This window comes from Helcococcus sueciensis DSM 17243 (assembly GCF_000423145.1).
Classification (GTDB): Bacteria; Bacillota; Clostridia; order Tissierellales; family Peptoniphilaceae; genus Helcococcus; species Helcococcus sueciensis.
On sequence record NZ_AUHK01000019.1, the window covers coordinates 1 to 22,145 of the forward strand.

The 22,145-nt window shown below is 26.9% G+C and carries 23 protein-coding genes and 1 pseudogene; 20 read left to right on the plus strand and 4 right to left on the minus strand.

The window, feature by feature from the left end; all coding sequences use genetic code 11:
- The 3 genes and pseudogenes from G534_RS07995 to G534_RS0105190 all read left to right on the plus strand — a co-directional run.
- Nucleotides 1-158, plus strand: a pseudogene (locus G534_RS07995) (IS200/IS605 family transposase); the annotation flags it as partial.
- Between the two features lie 240 nt (nt 159-398).
- Nucleotides 399-1,463 carry a PTS sugar transporter subunit IIC gene (locus tag G534_RS0105185; RefSeq protein ID WP_027348180.1) on the plus strand — a complete coding sequence of 355 codons (1,065 nt, stop codon included), beginning with the start codon at nt 399-401 and terminating at the stop codon, nt 1,461-1,463.
- A gap of 14 nt (nt 1,464-1,477) precedes the next feature.
- The gene (locus G534_RS0105190) at nt 1,478-2,401 is read left to right on the plus strand and encodes a 2-dehydropantoate 2-reductase (RefSeq protein ID WP_027348181.1); all 924 of its coding nucleotides are present in this window, start codon (nt 1,478-1,480) and stop codon (nt 2,399-2,401) included.
- A 102-nt stretch (nt 2,402-2,503) separates the two neighbouring features.
- Here the strand turns inward: G534_RS0105190 and G534_RS0105195 are convergent, their stop codons facing one another.
- Nucleotides 2,504-2,899, minus strand: a complete 396-nt coding sequence (locus tag G534_RS0105195) for a Fur family transcriptional regulator (RefSeq protein ID WP_027348182.1) — start codon at nt 2,897-2,899, stop codon at nt 2,504-2,506.
- A gap of 147 nt (nt 2,900-3,046) precedes the next feature.
- On the opposite strand from G534_RS0105195, the gene G534_RS0105200 reads away from it, so the two are divergent.
- The 3 genes from G534_RS0105200 to G534_RS0105210 are packed head-to-tail and all read left to right on the plus strand — an operon-like array spanning nt 3,047 to nt 5,623.
- The gene (locus G534_RS0105200; RefSeq protein ID WP_027348183.1) at nt 3,047-4,168 is read left to right on the plus strand and encodes a metal ABC transporter solute-binding protein, Zn/Mn family; all 1,122 of its coding nucleotides are present in this window, start codon (nt 3,047-3,049) and stop codon (nt 4,166-4,168) included.
- Nucleotides 4,168-4,842, plus strand: a complete 675-nt coding sequence (locus G534_RS0105205) for a metal ABC transporter ATP-binding protein (protein WP_034596022.1) — start codon at nt 4,168-4,170, stop codon at nt 4,840-4,842. Before G534_RS0105200 ends, G534_RS0105205 begins: the two co-directional genes overlap by 1 nt.
- Nucleotides 4,829-5,623 (plus strand): metal ABC transporter permease, encoded by a 795-nt coding sequence (locus G534_RS0105210; protein ID WP_027348185.1) that lies wholly within the window; start codon nt 4,829-4,831, stop codon nt 5,621-5,623. Before G534_RS0105205 ends, G534_RS0105210 begins: the two co-directional genes overlap by 14 nt.
- A gap of 128 nt (nt 5,624-5,751) precedes the next feature.
- Here G534_RS0105210 and G534_RS0105215 read toward each other — a convergent pair whose 3' ends face one another.
- Nucleotides 5,752-7,479, minus strand: coding sequence for an Rqc2 family fibronectin-binding protein (locus tag G534_RS0105215; protein WP_027348186.1), 1,728 nt, complete (start codon nt 7,477-7,479; stop codon nt 5,752-5,754).
- Nucleotides 7,480-7,586: 107 nt separating this feature from the next.
- Between G534_RS0105215 and G534_RS0105220 the strand changes: the two genes are divergently transcribed.
- The 14 genes from G534_RS0105220 to G534_RS0105285 are packed head-to-tail and all read left to right on the plus strand — an operon-like array spanning nt 7,587 to nt 21,196.
- Nucleotides 7,587-8,474 (plus strand): YicC/YloC family endoribonuclease, encoded by an 888-nt coding sequence (locus G534_RS0105220; RefSeq protein ID WP_027348187.1) that lies wholly within the window; start codon nt 7,587-7,589, stop codon nt 8,472-8,474.
- A gap of 7 nt (nt 8,475-8,481) precedes the next feature.
- The gene (gene gmk, locus G534_RS0105225; RefSeq protein ID WP_027348188.1) at nt 8,482-9,051 is read left to right on the plus strand and encodes a guanylate kinase; all 570 of its coding nucleotides are present in this window, start codon (nt 8,482-8,484) and stop codon (nt 9,049-9,051) included.
- Nucleotides 9,051-9,242, plus strand: a complete 192-nt coding sequence (rpoZ, locus tag G534_RS0105230) for a DNA-directed RNA polymerase subunit omega (protein WP_027348189.1) — start codon at nt 9,051-9,053, stop codon at nt 9,240-9,242. The genes gmk and rpoZ overlap by 1 nt, the downstream gene beginning before the upstream one ends.
- Nucleotides 9,242-10,423, plus strand: a complete 1,182-nt coding sequence (gene coaBC, locus G534_RS0105235) for a bifunctional phosphopantothenoylcysteine decarboxylase/phosphopantothenate--cysteine ligase CoaBC (RefSeq protein ID WP_027348190.1) — start codon at nt 9,242-9,244, stop codon at nt 10,421-10,423. The genes rpoZ and coaBC overlap by 1 nt, the downstream gene beginning before the upstream one ends.
- A complete protein-coding gene (gene priA, locus G534_RS08000) occupies nt 10,413-12,773 on the plus strand; it encodes a primosomal protein N' (protein ID WP_034596024.1) in 2,361 nt (786 codons plus the stop codon). The genes coaBC and priA overlap by 11 nt, the downstream gene beginning before the upstream one ends.
- Nucleotides 12,773-13,294, plus strand: coding sequence for a peptide deformylase (def, locus tag G534_RS0105245; protein ID WP_027348191.1), 522 nt, complete (start codon nt 12,773-12,775; stop codon nt 13,292-13,294). Before priA ends, def begins: the two co-directional genes overlap by 1 nt.
- A gap of 44 nt (nt 13,295-13,338) precedes the next feature.
- Entirely contained in the window at nt 13,339-14,271 is a 933-nt protein-coding gene (gene fmt / locus G534_RS0105250) for a methionyl-tRNA formyltransferase (RefSeq protein WP_027348192.1), read from the plus strand.
- A 15-nt stretch (nt 14,272-14,286) separates the two neighbouring features.
- A complete protein-coding gene (locus G534_RS0105255) occupies nt 14,287-14,955 on the plus strand; it encodes a zinc metallopeptidase (protein ID WP_027348193.1) in 669 nt (222 codons plus the stop codon).
- A 26-nt stretch (nt 14,956-14,981) separates the two neighbouring features.
- Nucleotides 14,982-16,295: a 16S rRNA (cytosine(967)-C(5))-methyltransferase RsmB gene (rsmB, locus tag G534_RS0105260; protein WP_051177438.1), complete on the plus strand. Its 1,314-nt coding sequence runs from the start codon at nt 14,982-14,984 to the stop codon at nt 16,293-16,295.
- 42 nt (nt 16,296-16,337) lie between these two features.
- Entirely contained in the window at nt 16,338-17,054 is a 717-nt protein-coding gene (locus G534_RS0105265) for a Stp1/IreP family PP2C-type Ser/Thr phosphatase (RefSeq protein ID WP_027348195.1), read from the plus strand.
- 7 nt (nt 17,055-17,061) lie between these two features.
- Nucleotides 17,062-19,044, plus strand: coding sequence for a Stk1 family PASTA domain-containing Ser/Thr kinase (gene pknB, locus G534_RS0105270; RefSeq protein WP_027348196.1), 1,983 nt, complete (start codon nt 17,062-17,064; stop codon nt 19,042-19,044).
- On the plus strand, nt 19,037-19,915 hold the full coding sequence (gene rsgA, locus G534_RS0105275) for a ribosome small subunit-dependent GTPase A (protein WP_051177441.1): 879 nt from the start codon (nt 19,037-19,039) through the stop codon (nt 19,913-19,915). Before pknB ends, rsgA begins: the two co-directional genes overlap by 8 nt.
- A complete protein-coding gene (gene rpe / locus G534_RS0105280) occupies nt 19,915-20,571 on the plus strand; it encodes a ribulose-phosphate 3-epimerase (protein WP_027348198.1) in 657 nt (218 codons plus the stop codon). Before rsgA ends, rpe begins: the two co-directional genes overlap by 1 nt.
- The gene (locus G534_RS0105285; RefSeq protein ID WP_169513549.1) at nt 20,543-21,196 is read left to right on the plus strand and encodes a thiamine diphosphokinase; all 654 of its coding nucleotides are present in this window, start codon (nt 20,543-20,545) and stop codon (nt 21,194-21,196) included. The genes rpe and G534_RS0105285 overlap by 29 nt, the downstream gene beginning before the upstream one ends.
- Here G534_RS0105285 and G534_RS0105290 read toward each other — a convergent pair.
- The gene (locus G534_RS0105290; RefSeq protein ID WP_027348200.1) at nt 21,193-21,471 is read right to left on the minus strand and encodes a GIY-YIG nuclease family protein; all 279 of its coding nucleotides are present in this window, start codon (nt 21,469-21,471) and stop codon (nt 21,193-21,195) included. The genes G534_RS0105285 and G534_RS0105290 overlap by 4 nt on opposite strands.
- A complete protein-coding gene (locus tag G534_RS0105295; RefSeq protein WP_027348201.1) occupies nt 21,464-22,075 on the minus strand; it encodes a regulatory protein RecX in 612 nt (203 codons plus the stop codon). The genes G534_RS0105290 and G534_RS0105295 overlap by 8 nt, the downstream gene beginning before the upstream one ends.
- Nucleotides 22,076-22,145 lie beyond the last annotated feature (70 nt).

A 22,145-nucleotide genomic window follows, 5' to 3' on the forward strand; every position in this document is an offset into this window, starting at 1 on the left:
GAAACTTTTGGTGTAGAGGATACTTTGTAGATACAGCAGGGAAAAATGCAAAGAAGATACAAGAATATATAAGAAATCAGTTAAAAGAAGATTATACAGCTGATCAAATAAGTATAAAAGAATATGTAGATCCGTTTTCTGGAAAGAAAACAAAATAAAAATATAAAAACAAGGTGCTTTAGCACCAGTTGAGAAAGTAGTGCAGTTGGCAGACATTCAATGTGCACAAGGTGCACAGCAGGAAAAAGCCCCTTATAGGGGCAGTGCAAACCACCAGCTAAGCTGGTGGTTATGATTTTGATAATAAACTTGAAATATATTTTTTATTAAAATATTGTTTACATAGTAAATTTTATGTTATAATGATTTTGCTCTTTAAAAAGAGCAGGAGGGAATTTATGACAGAAAAGATACAAAAAGAGACTTTAAGCTCATTTATTCTTAAAGTTCTAAATGGTACAACTGTTGCTATAGTTGTTGCTTTAATACCTAACGCTATATTAGCAACATTTTTTAATCCGTTGGCAGATAAGCCTATATTTGCTACTCTTTTACATATTGTGCAAGTATTTCAATTTTTCTTGCCATTAATTGCAGGATTTTTAATTTCAATGCAATTTAAATTCACTGCTATACAATCAGCTTGTGTTGCCGGTGCGACATATGTTGGTTCCGGAGCGTGGAGATTTGTAGAAGTAACAATAGATGGACAAGCTACTAATATTTTTCAATTAGTAGGAATAGGTGATGTAATTAATGTTATGCTAACAGCTGCAATTGCAGTACTTGTTGTTCAATTAATTGGAAATAAATTTGGTTCATTAAACCTAGTTTTAGCTCCAATTGTAATAGGTATTGGTGTTGGTTATTTAGGTACATTGACATTACCATATGTGAAACAAATTACTACTTTAATCGGACAAGGAATTAACTCATTTACTTCATTACAACCATTATTAATGAGTATTTTAATTTCTGTATCATTTTCAATTATCATTATAAGTCCAATTTCAACAGTAGCTATTGGTTTAGCAATAGGACTTGATGGTATTGGTTCAGCAGCAGCTGGTATGGGTGTTGCTGCAGCAGCGGCATTTTTAGTATTTGCAACATGGGATGTAAATGAAAAAGGTGTTCCACTTGCAATTGGTTTAGGTGCTATGAAGATGATGATGCCAAACTTTTTAACAAACCCTATAATAGCATTACCTGTTGCTATAACAGCAGCAATATCATCTATTAGTATTCCACTACTTGGAATGGTTGGTACACCAGGTACTGCAGGTTTTGGTTTAGTAGGACTTGTATCACCACTTGCAGCATTAAATGCAGGAAACATCAATGTGCTAACTATGATAATAACATGGATTGTAATACCATTTGTAGTAGGGTTTATTGTTAATAAAGTTATGAGAGATGTATTAAAATTATACAAATCTGATATATTTAAATTTGTAGGATAAGAAAGAAGGAAATTATGTTAATTTATATCGCAGGTGCAGGTGCAATGGGTTGTAGATTTGGATACCAATTGCATGAAGCAGGAAATGAAGTAATATTATTAGATAATTGGGAAGAACATATTGAAGCTATTAAAGAAAATGGTTTAAAAATAACTGGTGATAAAGAAGATAATGTAAAATTACCAATTATGAAACCAAATGAAGCTACAAGAAAAGCTGAATTAATTATCTTATTTACAAAAGCTATGCAATTACCAAGCATGCTTCAAGATATCGAACAAATAATTGATGAAAATACAAAAGTTTTATGTTTATTAAATGGTCTTGGACATGATGAAGTTTTAGAAAAATACATGCCTATTAAAAATATTTTATTAGGTGTAACAGTGTGGACTGCAGGTCTTGCTGGCCCTGGTGTTGCTAAATTAAGTGGTACAGGTTCAGTAAATATTCAATCACTTGATAAAGCTGGTGTAGAAGGTGCAAAACACATAGTTGACGTAATGAATGAAGCAAACTTAAATGTTGAATATGATGAAGATGTATATCCATCAATTTGGAGAAAAGCTTGTGTAAATGGTACTATGAATTCAACTTGTGCATTACTTGATGCAACAATTGGCGAATTTTTCTCTAGTGAAACAGCTGAAGAAGTTGTATTAAACATAATTCATGAATTTGTGAAAGTTGGTGAAGCAACAGGTGTTAAACTTGATGAAAAAGAAATTATAGATTATGTATTTGCTACAAGTAAGGCAGCAGCACATCATTATCCATCTATGCATCAAGACTTAGTACAAAATCATAGACAAACAGAAATTGATTTTATAAATGGTTATGTAGCAAGAAAAGGTAGAGAATTAGGAATTGACACACCATATTGTCAATTAATTACTGACTTAATACATTCTAAAGAAAATATATTAGGAATTAAATAAAGATTTGTTATATAAAGTTTATTAATAAAATAAAAAACTAAAAAGTGTAAATAAACACTTTTTAGTTTTTTTTATTTATTAAGTTTATAATATATATTTAATTTATTGATTTTGACATTCTTTACAAATACCAGAAAACTCAAATGTATGTCCAGTTATTTTAAATCCAGTTTGAGTTTCGATATTCTTTTCGATTTCATGGACTGGACAATGATCTAAATCTATAGTTTTTCCACAATTTGTGCATATTATTTGATGTTTATGATTTTCATTATTTAATTGATAATATGCAACGCCATCTTGACCAATACTTTTTAACACAATACTTTCATCTACAAATGTAGATAAATTTCTATAAATAGATGAAATTTTAATTTTATCTTCTTTTAATCTATCATAAATTTGGTCCGCGCTAAGAGGATATTCTTTGTGCAATAAATTTAAGATTTTAACTCTAGTTTTAGTTGATTGTAAACCCACTTTTTTCAATTCATCCATTTTATCACCTCATATTATTATATACATAGATTATATATAAAAAAAGAAATATTTACAAGAAACACTTGACAATGAGAATCATTCCTATATAATATTATGGTAATTATTCTCATTTAGAGATATAAATAATACAAATAAGGAGTTTTTATGAAGAAATTAGTAACATTTATTCTTGCTTTAGCATTATTAGTGGGGTGTGCTAAGCCAGAAAATAATGTAGAAGAAGGAAAATTAAACGTAGTAACATCATTTTTCCCAGCTTATGATTTAGTATCTAAAGTTGGAGGAGATAAAGTTAATGTAACAAATTTAACTGAAACAGGGGATGCACATACGTATGAACCAAGTATAAAAGATATGGAAGCTATTTCAAAAGCAGACCTATTAGTAGTAAATGGTGCTGGTTTTGAACCTTGGGTTGAAAATATTAAAGCAAATAATCCTGATTTAAAAATTTTAGAATTATCAGATGGAATAGATTTAATAAAAGGTGATCACGATCACGACCACGATCATGAAGTTGAAGACGACCACGATCACGCACATGAAGATGATCACGATCATGCACATGAAGATGACCACGATCATGAAGTTGAAGACGACCACAATCACGCACATGAAGATGAGCACAATCACGCACATGAAGACGACCACGATCATGCAGTTGAAGATGACCATGACCATGATCATGCAGTTGAAGATGACCATGACCATGATCATGAACATGCTCATAGTCATGGCGAATTTGATCCACATACATGGTTGAGTCTAAAAAATCCTATTACAATGTTGGGTAATATAAAAGATGAATTAGTAGAAATTGACTCAGATAATAAAGATGTTTATAATACTAATTATGAAAAGGTAAAAAAAGATTTTGAATCATTTTCAGATGAATATATCTCAAAATTTGAAAAATATAAGGGGAGAGAATTTATTGCTCCTCATACAGCTTTTGGATATTTAGTTAAAGAATTAGGTATTGAACAAATTGGTATTGAAGGAATAAATTCAGTAAATGAACCTAATGCATCTAGAATGAAAGAAATCGTTGATATTATGAAAGAACATAATATTAAAACAGTATTTTATGAATATGGTGGTTCAGATAAAGTTGCAAACTCTATTGCTAAAGAAATAGGTGGAAATGTGAAAGCTATCTCTACTTTAGAAGTAATTAGCAAAGAAAATAGAGATAAAGGTGATGACTATTTAAGTTTAATGAAAATGAACCTTGACAATATAATTGATTCATTCGAAGGAAGATAATGAGTATAATAGAAGTTAAAAATTTAAATTTTTCCTATGATACAGGACAAGTTTTGAAAAATATTAATTTCGAAGTTAATAAAAATGATTTTATTACTCTTATTGGTAATAATGGTAGTGGAAAATCTACGCTTATAAAAATACTAATCGGTGAGCTCAAAAACTATAGTGGTAGTGTTAAGTTATTTGACAAAGAAGTAAGAGAAATAAAAGATTGGAGAAAGGTTGGATATGTCCCTCAAATTGATAGGGATAATTCAACCAATTTTCCAATTTCAGTAAAAGAAATGATTTTATTAAATTTATATTATGATTTTAATAAATTTAATCTACCAAAGAAAAAGCATTTTAGAATGGTTGATGATATTATTTCTACTTTTAATTTGCAAGAATTTAAAGATAAGAATTTTAATGAACTTTCAGGTGGCCAAAAGCAAAGGGTAATGATTGCAAAAGCTATGATACATAATCCTGAATTGTTAATATTTGATGAACCAACTGTTGGGATTGATAAGGAAAGTAAGAATGATTTTTATGAACTTATAAATCATCTAAATAAATTCCATGATATAACTATAATATTAATTACGCATGAATCTGATTTTACAGATGGAATTAAAACAAGAAAATTTATTATAAAAGATAAGGTGTTAAAAGAAGATGTTTCAATATGATTTTATGAGAAAAGCTTTTTTAGTGGGAATATTTATTTCAATAGTTATTCCGCTAATAGGCACAGTAGTAGTTAATAGAAAAACATCAACAATAGGGGATGCACTTAGTCATACAACATTAAGTGGTATATTTTTGGGAGTCCTTTTAGGATTTAACCCAATTGTTGGAGGTATTGTAATAAGTATATTGGCAGCATTTTCTATTGAGTTAATAAGATCAAAATTTCCTAAAAATGGAGATATGGCAACAGCTATTATTATGAGTTTTGGAATAGGACTTGCATCAATACTTTCCGATTTTATAGTAGCTGCACAAAATTTTGAATCCTTTCTTTTTGGTTCAATAATTGCAATTACATATAGTGATATTATACTGACTGTAATAATGTCCATATTAGTAATAATTGCATTTGTATATACTTATTATGGATTACTCGCAATTTCAATCAACAAAAATACAGCAAGATTATCAGGCGTAAATATAAAATTAAATGATTATCTTTTTACTATATTATTAGCTTTAACAATAGCTTTATCAGCTCGAATAGTTGGTGTTTTAATAATTTCATCATTAATGGTTTTACCAGTAGCAACAGCTATGCTTATAAGTAAAAATTATAAAAATACAGTAATAATCTCTGTTATATTAGGTTTTATATATTTCTTTTTAGGTTTAACATCAGCTTATTATCTAAGTTTAAAACCAGGTGGATCAATAATTATGGTATCTGTTATAGGATTATTATTGACTATTCTATATAAGCGCATAGTTTCTAAATAATATATATTAAGGCCATATTGAGAAAATATATTTAACAATTAAAGTTAAAAAAATAGAAAATCAACACTATCTTAGGGTATAGTGTTGATTTTTTGTACAATATTTTGTATTAAATAAATTTATATAAATTACATTTTTTTAAAATTTTTAGGAGTATTTTCTAAATCAACTCTAATAGTTGTGTAATTTGTATAATAAACCATCCCAGGTTTAGAACCTTTTGCTTTATTTACATTTTTCTTTTCTGTATAATCTACATCAATATATCTATCACTTGAGTTTTTAGAAAAGTTTGCAGCAAGATAAGCAGCTATTTCAATTTCGTAATCTTCAATTTTTTGATTATTTTTTAATATAACATGAGATCCTGGAAGATCTTTTATATGGAAGAAATAATCGTTTGGATTAGCTTCTCTAAGTGTTAGATATTCATTTTGTTTATTGTTTTTACCAACATAAATTATATTATTATTATCTGTAATATATTTATGTGGTGAAGATTTTTCTTCTTTTTTCTTTTTTGATTTAGAAGGTTTTTTTATAAATTTTTGATCTATAAGTTCTTCTTTAATTTCAGAAACTTCATTATGATTTTCTGCTAAATATATTTGTGAAATTATATTTCTTAGATAAGATATTTCTTCTTCTAGATTCGGAATTGATTCAAGAAGAATATTATAACTTTTATATAATTTCTTAGATTTCTTATATTTTAATTCGATATTTTCCCAAGCTGATTTTCTATTATCAAGATTAATGTTAATCATTGTATCATCATAATAATTATAAACTTCAATATTTCTTTGACCTTTTTTTATTTTATATGCAACTGTAGATAATAAGTCTCCTTCAATACGATATACTTCATATTTTTTAGATTCATCAAAATCTTTATTTAAATTATCAAGTTTAGTAACATTGTGAGAAATTTTTTGTTCAATTGTTTTTACAAGATTTGATTTTACTTGATTTAACGAATTATCATTTACATTTTGGGAATAATAAATATCTAATACTTCACTGATAGAATCATATGTTTTATAATTGTCTCCTTTGCTTAGAAGTTTCATAGAATAGAAATCTATAGATTTCTCCTTATCAAAGTATAAATGTGGTTCAAATTTATTTGATTTAATTTCTGAAACAACTGATTGGAAAACTTGATTTAAATTTTCTTTTTCTTCACTATTTAATGTTCCGTAAGATCGTGAAAAATCAATGTTTGCTCTAAAAGCAATTTCATCACCAATTTGTGGACCAAAACCTTGAAATAGCATATAAAAAACTTTTTTAATTTTGTAAGTTTCAGGAATTTCAAGATCTTGTAAATTTGGCGTATTTTTTAAAATATTGATTTTATTATCTTCGAGTTTTGAAAACTGTGTGCCAGGATAAACAGCACGAACACTACTCATTTCGTGTGAAATTCTTTTTATAGATTCAATAACCTTATAATTCTCATTAGTTAACACAATATTGGAATATTTTCCCATTATATCAATCATAAGTCTTCTTACAGTATCTAGGCCTAATTCGTCCTTAGTACTTATAACTATTTCCAAACTTCTATCCATACCTATTTGCTTAATTTCTTTAATTGTAGAATTTAGTATATGCTTTCTTAATATCATTGCAAATTGAGGTGGAGTAGTAGGATTGTCATATTTGAAATCTGTAAGATGAATCCTTGCATTTTGAGGATTTGAAGAAATAAGTAATTTATAATTTTCTTTATTATAAATATTTAGTATAAGAATATGTTCATTAATTTGATAAATTTTTTGAATATGTCCATTTATCAATTTTTCATTAAATTCTTTCACTAACGATTTTAATACTATACCATCTAATGCCATATTAACTCCTTTTCATTTATTATTATAACATATTATTTATTAATTTTTTGTAACATTTCCTTGACTATTTTTATTTATGAATTACAATAATTAAAGAAGGAGATTATATGATTAAATCAATGACAGGATACGGTAAAAGTAGCTATATGGACGATAAACTTAATATTGAAGTTGAAATAAAATCTGTTAATTCTAGATTTTTAGATATCAATACTAGAATGCCTTATCAACTAAATTTCATGGAAGACAAGATAAATAAATTAATTAGAAAATATATTAAAAGAGGTAGAATTGATTTATTTATTAAGTCTAAAACTAAGAGTTTAGGTAATACAAATATCACAATAGATGAAGTACAAGCTGGAAAAATGTATGAAGCACTCAATAGTTTAAAAAACACATTTAATTTGGAAGGAGAATATAGAGATATTAGAATTTCAGATATATTAAGAAATGAAGATGTACTTAGATTTGAAGCTGAAGAATTAGATGATGAATATTTAAGCTTAGTTATACTAAATACAATTGAAGAGGTATTAGTACAGTTAGTAAACATGCGAATAGCTGAAGGTTTAAATCTAAAAAATGATTTATCTAATAATATAGATATTCTTAAAGAAAATAGAGAAAATATTTGCAATCAAGTAAAAAATCTAAAAGAAGAAATTAGAAATAAATTATTTGCTAATATACAAGAAATTTTAGATCAAAATATTATTAATGAAGATAGACTTGCAAATGAAATCGTATTTTATGCAGATAGACAAGATATTAATGAAGAATTATCAAGACTTAATTCGCATTTTATTCAATTTGAAGAAAGCCTAGAAACAAATGAAGCTATTGGAAAAAAATTAGATTTTATATCACAGGAAATGCTTCGAGAAGTAAATACGATTGGATCAAAAACTTCAAATATTAATGTGACTAATCATGTAATTGAAATGAAAACAACTATAGAGAAAATAAAAGAACAAGTACAAAATATTGAATAGAGGTTTTATGAAAGGGTTTTTATTAGTTATTTCTGGACCAACAGCTGCTGGTAAAGGAACAATAGTTAAAGAAATTTTAAAAAAACGTGATGATATTGTAACATCCATTTCTGTTACAACAAGATATCAAAGAGAAAATGAAGTAGATGGTGTAGACTATTTCTTTAAGACTCAAGAAGAATTTGATGAATTAATTGAAACAAATAAATTATTAGAGCATGCAGTAGTTCATGGCAATTTATATGGTACACCACTTGCATTTGTTGAAAAAAGTATTAATGAAGGTAAAGTTGTAATACTTGAAATTGATGTTCAAGGTGCAAGTCAAGTGAGAGAAAACTACGATAATGGGGTATTTGTATTCATGTTACCACCTAAAAAATCTGATATCGAAACAAGATTAAGACATAGAAATACTGAATCAGAAGATATGATTCAAACTAGACTTAGAAACGCAGAAGTAGAGCTAGCACAAATTAGATATTATGATTATTATTTAATCAATGATTATATCGATAGTGCTACAGAAAGATTAGAAGAAATTATAGATGAAGAATTAGAAAAAAGGAGAAAATAATGTTAAATCCATCATTTAAAAAATTATCAGAGATAAGTGACTCAAGATATGAAATAGCTATGATGACAGCTAAAAGAGCAAAACAAATCATAGATGGAGATAAACCACGTGTAAAAAATAAAGGTTATAAACCAGTAACTCAAGCATTAAGTGAAATTATGGAGAAAAAAGTAGTAAAAGAGGAAGAATAATGCTAAAAGATAAAAAAATCCTTATTGGTGTTACAAGTGGAATAGCTATATATAAAGTGCTAAGTTTAATAAGCTCACTTAGAAAACTTGGAGCAAAAGTTGAAGTTATTATGACTGAATCCGCAACTAAATTTATAAATCCAATTACATTTGAAACAATGGCAAATGGAAAAGTATATACAGATATGTGGATACATCCTGATAAGGTATTACATGTAGATATTACAAATGATGTAGATTTATTTTTAGTAGCGCCTGCAACTGCAAATACAATTGCAAAAGTATATGCAGGTATTGCAGATAATCTTCTTACAACGGCTATTTTAGCCTCTAAGGCGCCTGTATCATTTGCAGTATCTACTAATACCAATATGCTATTAAATCCGATAACACAACGAAATATTGAAGGATTAACAGATCTTGGATATGACTTCATAGATTCAAATGAAGGAGTTTTAGCATGTAATACTGTTGGTAAAGGAAGAATGGCAGAGCCAAGTGAAATACTTGAATATATAGAATATAAACTGACAAAAAAAGATTTAGAAAATAAAAAAATTATAGTTACAGCTGGTGCTACAATTGCAAGACTGGATCCAGTTAGATTTATGACAAATGATTCTTCAGGGAAAATGGGATATCAAATAGCCAAAAATGCAAGAAATAGAGGAGCGGATGTATATTTTATTCAAGGAAAAGTTAAGACTTCTCAGCTTGGAATGGTTGAAAATATTCACGTAGAAACGAATGAAGAAATGAAAGAAGCTATAGAGAATAATTTTAATGATGCTAATGCTGTAATCATGGCGGCAGCTCCTACTGATTATGAGTTTAAGACTTCTTTTGATTCAAAACTTAAAAAGAAAGATGAAGAAACTGTATTTAATATGAAAAAATCTTTAGATATACTGAAATATTTTGGTCAAAAGAAAGAAAATCAACGTCTAATAGGTTTTGCAGCGGAAACAGATGATTTATTAGAAAATGCAAAGAAAAAATTGAAGGCTAAAAATTTAGACATGATTGTTGCGAATGATGTATCAAAACAAGGTGCAGGATTTAATGTTGATACGAATATAGTAACTATGATTACTAATGAAGAAGAAACTTCTTATGATTTAATGTCAAAAGAAGATGTGGCAAATATTATTTTAGATAAATTGGTGAAAGATGTATTATGATGTAATATTAAAATCTAAAACTTCATTTTTAGATAGATTATTTACTTATGAATATGATGAAGAAATTGAAATAGGCACTAGAGTGATAGTTCCATTTGGAAATTCTAACTCTAAAAATCTTGGAATTATAGTTTCTATTCACGAAGGCGAAGTAGATTTTAAGACTAAAAAAATTACTGAAATAATCGATACAAAGCCTATCATTTCAAAAGAAATGGTAGAGCTTGCCTTATATATGATAAAAAATAATATATCTGATTACAGTTCAGCTGTTAATACTATTTTACCACCAGGAAGCATAGATACAGTAGAAGAATATTATAAAGCAAATGATAATTTAAAAAATATTGACACTGATTTATATGAGTTTTTAGATGATTATAAAAGTTTTATTGAAATTAAGAAAATATTTAAAAATAAATACAATATTAAAACAATAAATGATTTAGTAAAACAAAATTATATTGATTCTTATATTTCTTTAAATAAAAAATCAAGTATTAAATATATTGAATATATTCATTTAGAAAATCCTGAGTACTCTAATATAATACGAAAAAATGCTATAAAACAGTTAGCTATACTTGATTATTTATTTGAAAATGGAACTACAGAGAAATCTAAGCTTTTAAATGAAACAAAATCAACAAATAGTACATTAAAAACATTAGAAGATAAGAAATTAATTAAAGTAGAAAAAAAGGATATATATCGTAATATACTTGAAGAAGTAAAAAAATTAAAAAAAATTAAATTAAATGAAGAGCAACAAAAAGCTTATGATCTCATTTTAGGTACGACGGAAAATAATTTTTTAATTCATGGTGTTACAGGGTCTGGAAAGACTGAAATTTATTTACAATTAGTAGAGTATTATATAAACAAGGGAAAAGAAGCAATTATATTAGTTCCTGAGATTTCATTGACGCCACAGACTATTGAGAGATTTCAAGGAAGATTTGGTAAAAATATAGCTGTACTTCATTCAAAATTAACTATTTCTGAACGTGCAGATCAATGGAGAATGATTCGAGATAAAGAAGTAAAGATAGTAGTAGGTGCAAGATCAGCAATATTTGCACCATTTGAAAACATAGGAATTATAGTTATTGATGAGGAACATGAAAAGTCTTATCAATCAGAAAAAAATCCCAAATATTCTTCTATTGATATTGCAAAAAAAAGAGCAGAGTATCATGATGCAAAATTGGTATTAGGCAGCGCAACACCATCCATGAAAACTATGTATGATGTATATCTTAAAAAACTAAATCTTATTCGAATTAATAAGAGAGTAAATAATATTCAAATGCCTAATATTATTCGTGTAGACATGCGTGAAGAATTAAAGAAAAATAATTTAACCATGTTTTCAGAATTATTAAAAACTAGCATAGAAGATGCTATGAAAAAAAATGAGCAGATTATTCTATTTTTAAATAAAAGAGGACATACATCATTTGTATTTTGTAGAACATGTGGATATGTTCATAGATGCGAAGCTTGTGATGTAGCTATGACATATCACAAGTCAAAAGATAGACTAATATGCCATTATTGTGGTAGAACTGCATTAAAGAGAAAATCTTGTCCAAATTGTGGAAGCAAATGGATAAAAGAATATGGTGCAGGGACAGAAATGCTTGAAGAGCAAACTAGAGAGTTGTTTACAAGTGCAAAGGTATATAGAATGGATGCTGATACTACCACAAGTAAACAAGATTATAAAAAAGTATATAATATGATGCATAAAGGGGAAATAGATATTCTAATTGGAACCCAAATGCTTTCAAAAGGTCTTGATTTCCCAAATGTTTCTGTAGTTGGGATAGTTTCAGCAGATATAAGCTTAAATATACCTGATTTTAGAGCGCATGAAAATACATTTAATTTAATAACACAAGTATCAGGAAGGGCAGGTCGTGGAAATACTAAAGGTGAAGTAATAATTCAAACTTATAATCCTGATAACTATGCAATTAAGTATGCTGCTGAAAATAATTATTATGATTTCTTTAAAACCGAAATGACTGAAAGAAAAAAATTTAATTATCCACCTATAGTAAATATATTGAATATTAATCTTTCTTCAAAAGACCGATCATATGCAATAAGAGTTGGAAGAAGTATAACAATTTCAATAAACGAATTTATTAGAAACAAAGGCATTAATATAATTGAAATTACAGGACCTACACCAAGTGTGATTGAAAGAATAAATAATAGATATAGATTTGATATTATAGTCAAGTCTACAAATAAAAATGATTTAATAGATCTTTCACATGAACTTAGAAAAATAGACAAAGATTATAAAATTTATATTAATTATAAATTAGAGGAGGAATAATGGCTTTAAGAGTAGTTAGAAAAGTAGATGATCCAATACTATTGAAAAAAGCTAGAGATGTAAAAAAAATAGACGATAGATTATTACAACTTTTAGATGATATGGTGGACACTATGCACGAGGAAAATGGTATAGGGCTTGCCGGACCACAAGTTGGAGTGCTTAGAAGAGTATTTGTGGCTGATTTAGGAGATGGAAATATTTATAAAATTATAAATCCAGAAATAATTGAATCAGAAGGTGAAGATATAGATATAGAAGGTTGTTTATCAATTCCTAATTTTAATTGTACAGTAAAAAGAGCTGAAAAAATTAAAATGAAATATATGGATATAGAAGGAAATGAACAAATTATAGAAGCTGATGGAATGCTAGCTAAATGTTTCCAACATGAAAGAGATCATTTAGATGGAATATTAATCACATCAAAAATGATAGATGAAGTAACAGATGAAAATTATGAAGAAATTCTAAAAAAAATTGGAAAAGAAGATAGATTAGAATCTCAAAAAGATAATTAATAAAGCAAAAATGTAAAAATAGGACAATATAGTGGAGGGTGAATATGAAAAAAATTATATTTATGGGGACTCCTGAATTTTCAGTTAATCCTCTTGTATCACTACATGAAAATAAAGAAATTAGCGTAGAACTTGTAATTACAGGTCAAGATAAAAAAAGATCTAGAAATAAAATTTTACCGACTCCTGTAAAGTCTAAAGCTATTGAATTAGGAATAAAAACATATGAGCCTTCAAATGTTAATTCAGAAGAATCAATTAATTTAATAAATGATATTAATCCAGATTTTATAGTAGTAATTGCATATGGCCAATTAATAAAAGATGAATTATTAAGTAAATACAAAGATAGAATTATTAATATACACTCATCAATACTTCCTAAATATAGGGGAGCGGCTCCTATGCAATGGACTATATTAAATAAAGATAAACAAGCAGGAGTATGTAGTATGCTCATAGAAAAAACTATGGATACAGGTGATATTCTTGACATCGCTAAAATTGAAATAGATGAAAATACAGATATTGAAAGTCTACATGATAAATTATCTGAAATATCTGGTCCACTAATAGTAAATACTATATTAGACTATGATAATCTTTATAAAAATAGAACTAAACAAGATGAAGCAAAGGCTACATATTCTAAAAAGATAGATAAATCTATGGGACATATAGATTTTAATGAAGAAGCAAGTGATATAAAGGCAAAAATAATGGCTTTTTCTAATTGGCCAGGAACTTTTTCATACTATAAAAATAATAAAATAAAAATCCATAAAATTACCATAATTGAAAAATATACTGATAATAAGATAGGACAAATTATAGATGCAAACAAAGATGGAATTTTTGTCAATTGCTCTGATGCATGTATAAGGATAGAAGAAATACAGTTTGAAGGTAAGAAGAGAATGGATGTCAAATCTTTTTTACTTGGAAACGATATAGAGAAAGGTGAGTATCTTTCATAAGAATTAGGAGGGTTTATGGATTATTATATTTTATTAATAATTGCTATGTTTATAAGTATGTTTGCAAGCTTTAAAGTTAGAGGAAATTATGAGAAATTTTCAAAAGTAGCTGCATCATCAGGATTGACTGGAGAAGAAGCTGCTAAAATTATACTAGATAGAAATGGAATCTATGACGTAACAGTTCAACCTATTAATGGTGTATTAACCGATCATTATGACCCAAGATCAAAAGTGATTAGACTTTCACAAGGGATATATGACTCTAATTCTGTATCAGCAGTATCCGTAGCAGCTCATGAAGTCGGACATGCTATCCAAGATAATGAAGGATATGCTTTTCTAAGATTTAGATCCGCTTTAGCCCCAGTAGTTGGATTTACTTCAAGATTTACATTTGTACTTATTTTTATAGGATTTTTATTAGAGCTTGTAGAATTAATTGATGTAGGAATAATACTATATTCATTATCAGTGCTATTTCATATAGTTACATTGCCAGTTGAGATAGATGCTAGTAGAAGAGCGATGGATACTTTAGTTGCAAATAATATAATCACAGTAGATGAAAAATCTGGAACTAAAAAAGTATTGGGTGCAGCTGCAATGACTTATATTGCTTCAATGCTTACTTCAATAATACAATTATTAAGATTTATAAGTATGAGAAATGATAGAAGATAGTATTACTAATTTAGCAAATATCTTTAATGATATTTGCTTTTTATATTTGGGAGGACGTTATTAAAGCAAGAAGAGCTGCCATAAAGGCAATAGATGAAATTATAAATAATAATAAATATAGTAATTATGTAATTAAAGATTCAATAGATGAAGTAGATGATTTAGATAAATCTTTATATAGAAAAATTGTATATGGAGTTGTTGAAAATCAAAAATATTTAGACTATATAATTTCAAAACTATCAAAAACACCATTTAAAAAGTTAGATAAAGATGTAGTAAATATACTAAGAATAGCTATTTATGAACTTATATTTCTTAATTCAAAAGAATATGCAGTTATAAATGAAGCTGTAAAGAATACACAAAAAATCAATTTCAGACTTAAGGGATTTGTAAATGGAAATCTGAGAAGTTTTTTGAGAGATAAAGAAAGATATATGGAAGTAGATATTGAAGATATAGATGAATACTTATCAATAAGATATAGTGTAAATAAAAGTTTAATCCTTTATCTAAAAAAATATTATGATAATTATGTTGAGATAGTGAAAGATTTTAACAATGCACCTCATATGAATATTAGAGTAAATACAAATATAATTACTAGGTCTAAACTATCAGATCAATTTAAAAAATATGGATTTAGTACTGAAGAATCAAGTATCTCTAAAGATTCATTAATAGTTGAAAATCCTGAAAATATAATAGATACAGAGGAATTTAAAAAAGGTCTTTTTACTATACAAGATCAATCATCATCGTTGGTAAGTGAAATATTGAATCCTAGTGAATATTCAGAAGTTCTCGATTTATGTGCAGCACCAGGTTCTAAAAGTACACATATAATGCAAATAATGAATAATAAAGGTCATTTGGTTTCTAATGATGTATCTTTCAATAAATTAGAAAAAATTAAAGAAAATTTTACAAGAATGAATTTTAAAATGCCTGAAATAACCAATTATGATGCTAGTAAATTTATTGAAGAGTTTAGAAATAGATTCGATTATATACTTGTGGATGCCCCTTGCTCTGGTCTTGGAGTAATAAAAAGAAAACCTGAGATAAAAATAGAAAGACAATTCGAAGATATTGAGAGTTTGAGTCACTTACAATTTGAAATTCTTGAAAATACTTATACTTATTTAAAAAATGGCGGGTATTTAGTGTATAGTACATGTACATTAGGAGATTTAGAAAATATAGATGTAGTTAATAAGTTTTTAGAAAATCATAGGGATTTAAGTATCGTAAAGATTAATGGAAAAGATTTTATTGAAATACTTCCAAGTGCAAAAAATGACGGGTTTTTCATATGTAAAATTTATAAAAAATGATTAATATGATATAATTACTATTATTTGCATAAGTAGGTTATTATGAGATATTTTACAACAACTGATATAGGAAGAGTTAGAGATAATAACGAAGACAGTTATTTAAACTTTTCAGGTGAAAATTTCAATTTATTTATAATTTGTGATGGGATGGGTGGACATAGTGCAGGAGAAGTTGCGTCCAAAATGGCATCGGAAATTGTAAGTAATGAAATCATAAAAAATTTTAATCCAAATGAAATATTTGACACTATAGCTCATTCGGTAAAAGTTGCACATAATAAAATATTTGAGGAATCCCAAAACAATGAAAATTATAAGGGGATGGGGACAACCTTAATTTTGGCATTAATACACAATGATACATTATATTATGCAAATGTTGGAGATAGTAGATTATATCTTTATCATAATCAAGAGCTTAAACAAATCACTAAAGATCATTCATTTGTTCAAGAGTTATTAGATTCTGGAGCTATAACTGAAGAAGAATCAAAATTTTATCCTAAGAATAGGATTACAAGTGCTTTGGGAACATCTATTAATTATAAAATAGATATAGATAGGTTAATATTAAATAAAAAGGATTATTTACTTTTAACATCAGACGGTTTAACAGATATGATAGATGATAGTGATATATTAGATGTATTGAAGAATGAGTATGAAGTTGACGAGAGTTGTGAAATACTTCAATACATGGCGAATTCTACAGGTGGTAAAGATAATATTACTATTACTTTGATAGAGATTGAATGAGGTCATTATGAATGGTGAATTATTAAATAATAGATATAAAATTAATGAAATTATAGGAACGGGTGGAATGGCAGTAGTATATGATGCTTATGATACTTTGCTTTCAAGAAAAGTTGCTATTAAAATACTTAAAGATGTTTTTGTTGAAGGTGAAGAATTTATCGATAGATTAAAAAATGAAGCATCTGCCTCAGCATCACTTATTGACGACAATATAGTATCAATTTATGATATGGGAAGACATGAATATAATGGTAAAACAATTGAGTATATTGTTATGGAAAAAATTGAGGGTAAGACATTAAAAGATATCATCAATGAACAAGCTCCATTAGATAGCAAAAAAATAATATATTATACTCAACAAATTGCAAAAGCACTTCAAACTGCCCATATACATGGTTTAGTACATAGAGATATAAAACCGGCCAATATACTTGTAACAAATGATGATAAGATTAAAGTTACAGATTTCGGGATTGCAAGAGTTGCTAGTGATGCTACTATAACTTATACTTCTTCAATTTTAGGTACGGTTCATTATATCTCACCAGAACAAGCTAAAGGTCAAAGTATAGATGCAAGATCTGATTTATATTCTTTAGGGATTGTACTTTATGAAATGGCTACTGGTAAGGTGCCATTCGGAGGGGACAGTCCTGTTAGTATTGCTGTAAAACATATTCAAGAAAAACCAGCATTAATTACAGATATAATACCTGATTTTGATGAAAATTTAGCTTTAATAATAAATAAATTGCTTGAAAAAAATCCTGAAGATAGGTATAAAACAGCAAGTAATCTACTTATAGATATAAATAAACTAATATCTGGAAATGAAATAAATATTCAATATATTCCAAACAAGACAGATTCGGACATTGAAAAAGGTCATACTATAAAAACTAAAGTTACCTATACAACTAAAGAAGAAGTAAAACAAGAAGAAGAAAAAGAAAAGAAAAAAATAAGTAAACCTTTATTGATTTTATTAACTATACTTTTACTTTCTGGTGCCATCTATACTATTAATATTTTGATAAGTGGCTTTATTAACTCTAAGCAAACAGAAACTGAGATTAGAATGCCAAGTGTATTAGATATCTCTGAAGAATCTGCAGTACAAAGACTTGAAGATTTGGGATTGCATGTAATTATAAAAGAAAGAGTATATGATTCTGAAATAATAGCTGGAAATATAATAAGACAATCAATTGAGCCAAATACTTCTGTTACTAAGGGTCAAAATGTTGAATTAACAGTAAGTAAAGGAAAAGAATTAATAAAAGTTCCTAATATAAAAGGATTCACGCTTGATAGTGTTGAAAAACTTATTCGTGATTATGGGTTTGAGATAGGAGTTAAAACTAAAGAAGTAAATGATGCTCCTGAAAATACGGTTATAAGACAATTACCTGAAGCAAACGAAATGGTTGCTGCAGGAACTAAAATTGATATAGTAATAAGTTTAGGACCTCAAGATAATAAAGTTACAGTTCCTAATTTAGAAGGTTTAAGTCAATCTGTAGCAATATCAACAATCTCTTCTTCAGGATTGGTTCTTGGTTCAATAAATAAAGAACATAGCGATACTGTTCCAGAAAATGATGTTATATCTCAATCTCTTGAAGTAGGCAGTTTAGTTAGTGAGGGTTCTTCTATAGATATAACTATAAGTATTGGACCGGAAGTAAAAATAATTGAAACAGAAAAAGAAACAGAATCAGAAACAGAAAAAGAAACAAATCCAGAATCTTCTGATAATCCAATGATTAGTTATGATTTCAAATTAAATATTCCAAAAAATTCTGAGGAATCATTTAATGTAAAAATTATTAATAAAAATACTGGAGTTACTATATATAATAAGAATCATAATAAATCTGAAGCTGATTCTGATGGAATTATTAAAATAAGAATTCAAGCACCAAAAAATAGTGAATTTACTGTTTTGTACGATGATAAAGAAACGAATGCAAATTATGAATAAACATGGGATAATTAATAAATCACAAAAAGAAATATATCATGTATTAGTAAATGGAAAAGAGTATTTGTGCAAAGCGAGAGGAGTTTTTAGAGAAAAATCTATAAAACCTCTTGTGGGGGATAGAGTTGAAGTTCAGATACTAGATGATGCTACGGGATATATTGAGAATGTATTTGAAAGAAAAAATTCTTTAATTAGACCTCCAATAGCGAATATTGATCAGTTGCTATTAGTTTCAAGTCTTACAAATCCTAAATTAAACTATAATATATTTGATAAATATCTTGTAATGCTTGAACATTTTGAAATCCCTGTGAAACTTGTAATAAATAAAGTAGATTTAGCAAGTAGAGAAGAAATAGATGAATTTGTAGAAATATATAGTAAAACTGATTACGAATATATATTTACTTCAGCAAATCAAAATCATGGAATAGATGATTTAAGAAGATTACTTGAAGGTAAAATTTCATCATTTGCAGGTCCTTCAGGAGTTGGGAAATCTACATTACTAAATTTATTGCATGATGATTTTTATGCGGAAACTGGAAGTATAAGCGATAAAAATAAAAGAGGACGACATACTACTAGACATGTTGAACTTTTTGAAATAGATGATGAAACATTTATATTTGATACTCCAGGATTTAGTGCATTAAACTTAGATTTTATTGAATCACATGAAGAGGTGAAAGAATATTTCCCAGAATTTAACAAATATTCTGAACAATGTAAATTTAGAAATTGTATGCATATAAATGAGCCATCATGTAAAGTTAAGGAAGCAGTAGAGAATTCTTTAATCAGTAAAAATAGATATGAAAATTATATATATATTGTGGAAGATATAAAAAAAGAAAGGAAATTTTAATGAAAGAAATAGCTCCATCATTACTTGCAGCTGATTTTTATGATTTAAAATCACAAATTGAAGAATTAAATTCAACTAGAATAAAGTATTTACATTTAGATATTATGGACGGAAATTATGTTCCTAATATTTCATATGGACCTGATATAATTAAAAATTTAAGGAATCACACGGATTTAATTTTTGATGTACATTTGATGATTGAAAAACCAGAAAATTATATTGATAATTTTGTAGATGCTGGTGCTGACATAATTTCTTTTCATCCGGAAACTACAAAACATCCAAATAGATTAGCTAATTATATAAAATCAAAAGGTGTCAAAGCAGGGATAGTATTAAATACTCATGTAGATGAATCAGTTTTGAAATATTTAATAGATGATATTGATTTAATACTTGTAATGACTGTAGTTCCAGGATTTGGAGGACAAAGCTTTATTCCACAAATAATGAATAAGATAGAAAATATTAGAAAAATAATAGATGAATCAAATAGAGATATTATTTTAGAAGTAGATGGTGGAATTAAAATTGACAATATAAAAGAAGTATCTGATGCAGGAGTTGATTTATTTGTAGCGGGTTCTGCAGTATTTAATGAAAAAGGAATAACAAACAATGTCAATGAATTCTATAAAAAACTTGAAAACTAGTCAATATAGTAAAGCTAGTATATTTGCTGGTGCTAAGATTTCAGGAGTAAATTTCGAAAACTTAGATAATAGTTATATAGTTGCGGTTGATAAGGGTTTAGAATATCTCAAAGATAATGATATAAATATCAATGTAGCTTTGGGGGATTTCGACTCATTAGATTCTAAATATTTTAATGATATTTATGTAAAAGAAGACAAAGTTATAAGATTTAATAAAGACAAAGATATGACTGATTTAGAACTTGCAATAAATCATGTTATAGATATGGGGATTGAAAATATAGATATTTATGGCGGAATTGGTTCTCGACTTGATCACACATTAGCGAATATCTATATGCTCAAAAAATATAAAAAATATAAAATAACACTTATAAATGAAAATAATAAGATTATATTTGTAGAAGATAATATTGAAATAAATAAAACTGATAAATACAAATATATTTCTTTTTTACCTACAAATGATAAATGCAAATTTTCTGTAAATGGTGTAAAATGGCCGTTGCAAAATCACTATTTAGAATATGGATCATCACTTACAGTTTCAAATGAAATAATTTCTATTGCAAGTATCGAAATTCATGAAGGGAATTTATTTGTAATTTTAAGTAAAGATTAATTATTGAGGAGTTCATCAAAACTTTCAGGGTTTTGTATGAGCTTTTCTTTTTGTTTTCTAGTAAGCCTTTTTATTTTGTTTTCATATGACATAGCTTCGTTTTTGCTAGAACATTCTTTAGTGAATACATATTTAACAGGAGTCCTAGTTCTTGTATATTTTGAAGCTTTTTTACTATTATGTGATATAATTCTTTTTTCTAAATCGATAGTATATCCAGTGTAATAGGTCATATCACTACATTCTAGTATATATACATAAGCTGCTTTAGTCATTAAATTCTCCTAATACTCTGTTTATATCATCAAACTTAAATCCTTTACCTGCAAAATATCTAAATATTTTTTGCTTTTCGGTATAATCAGAAACTTTTTTATTTTTATATTTTTTTTCGTACAATATCTTTATATTTTTAAATTCGATATCTTTATCAATAATTTCAATAAGTGGATTATATATATTGGATTTGATTCCTTTAGAATTTAATTTAAATTTAACATAAGAAATAGAGGAATTTTTTATATTTAGTAAATATTCAATATAATCTTTTGCATATCTATAATCATCTAAAAGATTTAATTTTTTATAATAATCAATAACTCTATCTTCTACATTTTTATCAATTATCTTATTTTGGATTTTTCTTCTAGTTTCATACTCAGTTCTAGCTTTATAATTTATATAATTTTCAGCTATTTTTTTAGCTATTTGATAATTATTTTCGCTTAAAATCTCTTTAAATAATTCTTCAGAAACTTCCATATCTTTTGTAAGATTTAATTTATCATATAATTCATAAGAAATCATGTATTTTTCGTCTTCAATTTTAATATCAAATATTGACTTTTTTTCGTTGTATTTAATATTCTCAATTTTCATATTAACCTCTATTGAATTATAACATAAATTTAAGTGTCAAAATATTTTAGATTATGATATTATAAAAATA

Bases quoted from the DNA above. Each gene is read 5' to 3' on its own strand.
- G534_RS0105185 (WP_027348180.1), top strand. From the start codon at position 399: ATGACAGAAAAGATACAAAAAGAGACTTTAAGCTCATTTATTCTTAAA.
- G534_RS0105190 (WP_027348181.1), top strand. From the start codon at position 1,478: ATGTTAATTTATATCGCAGGTGCAGGTGCAATGGGTTGTAGATTTGGA.
- G534_RS0105195 (WP_027348182.1), bottom strand. From the start codon at position 2,899: ATGGATGAATTGAAAAAAGTGGGTTTACAATCAACTAAAACTAGAGTT.
- G534_RS0105200 (WP_027348183.1), top strand. From the start codon at position 3,047: ATGAAGAAATTAGTAACATTTATTCTTGCTTTAGCATTATTAGTGGGG.
- G534_RS0105205 (WP_034596022.1), top strand. From the start codon at position 4,168: ATGAGTATAATAGAAGTTAAAAATTTAAATTTTTCCTATGATACAGGA.
- G534_RS0105210 (WP_027348185.1), top strand. From the start codon at position 4,829: ATGTTTCAATATGATTTTATGAGAAAAGCTTTTTTAGTGGGAATATTT.
- G534_RS0105215 (WP_027348186.1), bottom strand. From the start codon at position 7,479: ATGGCATTAGATGGTATAGTATTAAAATCGTTAGTGAAAGAATTTAAT.
- G534_RS0105220 (WP_027348187.1), top strand. From the start codon at position 7,587: ATGATTAAATCAATGACAGGATACGGTAAAAGTAGCTATATGGACGAT.
- gmk (WP_027348188.1), top strand. From the start codon at position 8,482: ATGAAAGGGTTTTTATTAGTTATTTCTGGACCAACAGCTGCTGGTAAA.
- rpoZ (WP_027348189.1), top strand. From the start codon at position 9,051: ATGTTAAATCCATCATTTAAAAAATTATCAGAGATAAGTGACTCAAGA.
- coaBC (WP_027348190.1), top strand. From the start codon at position 9,242: ATGCTAAAAGATAAAAAAATCCTTATTGGTGTTACAAGTGGAATAGCT.
- priA (WP_034596024.1), top strand. From the start codon at position 10,413: ATGTATTATGATGTAATATTAAAATCTAAAACTTCATTTTTAGATAGA.
- def (WP_027348191.1), top strand. From the start codon at position 12,773: ATGGCTTTAAGAGTAGTTAGAAAAGTAGATGATCCAATACTATTGAAA.
- fmt (WP_027348192.1), top strand. From the start codon at position 13,339: ATGAAAAAAATTATATTTATGGGGACTCCTGAATTTTCAGTTAATCCT.
- G534_RS0105255 (WP_027348193.1), top strand. From the start codon at position 14,287: ATGGATTATTATATTTTATTAATAATTGCTATGTTTATAAGTATGTTT.
- rsmB (WP_051177438.1), top strand. From the start codon at position 14,982: ATGATATTTGCTTTTTATATTTGGGAGGACGTTATTAAAGCAAGAAGA.
- G534_RS0105265 (WP_027348195.1), top strand. From the start codon at position 16,338: ATGAGATATTTTACAACAACTGATATAGGAAGAGTTAGAGATAATAAC.
- pknB (WP_027348196.1), top strand. From the start codon at position 17,062: ATGAATGGTGAATTATTAAATAATAGATATAAAATTAATGAAATTATA.
- rsgA (WP_051177441.1), top strand. From the start codon at position 19,037: ATGAATAAACATGGGATAATTAATAAATCACAAAAAGAAATATATCAT.
- rpe (WP_027348198.1), top strand. From the start codon at position 19,915: ATGAAAGAAATAGCTCCATCATTACTTGCAGCTGATTTTTATGATTTA.
- G534_RS0105285 (WP_169513549.1), top strand. From the start codon at position 20,543: ATGAATTCTATAAAAAACTTGAAAACTAGTCAATATAGTAAAGCTAGT.
- G534_RS0105290 (WP_027348200.1), bottom strand. From the start codon at position 21,471: ATGACTAAAGCAGCTTATGTATATATACTAGAATGTAGTGATATGACC.
- G534_RS0105295 (WP_027348201.1), bottom strand. From the start codon at position 22,075: ATGAAAATTGAGAATATTAAATACAACGAAAAAAAGTCAATATTTGAT.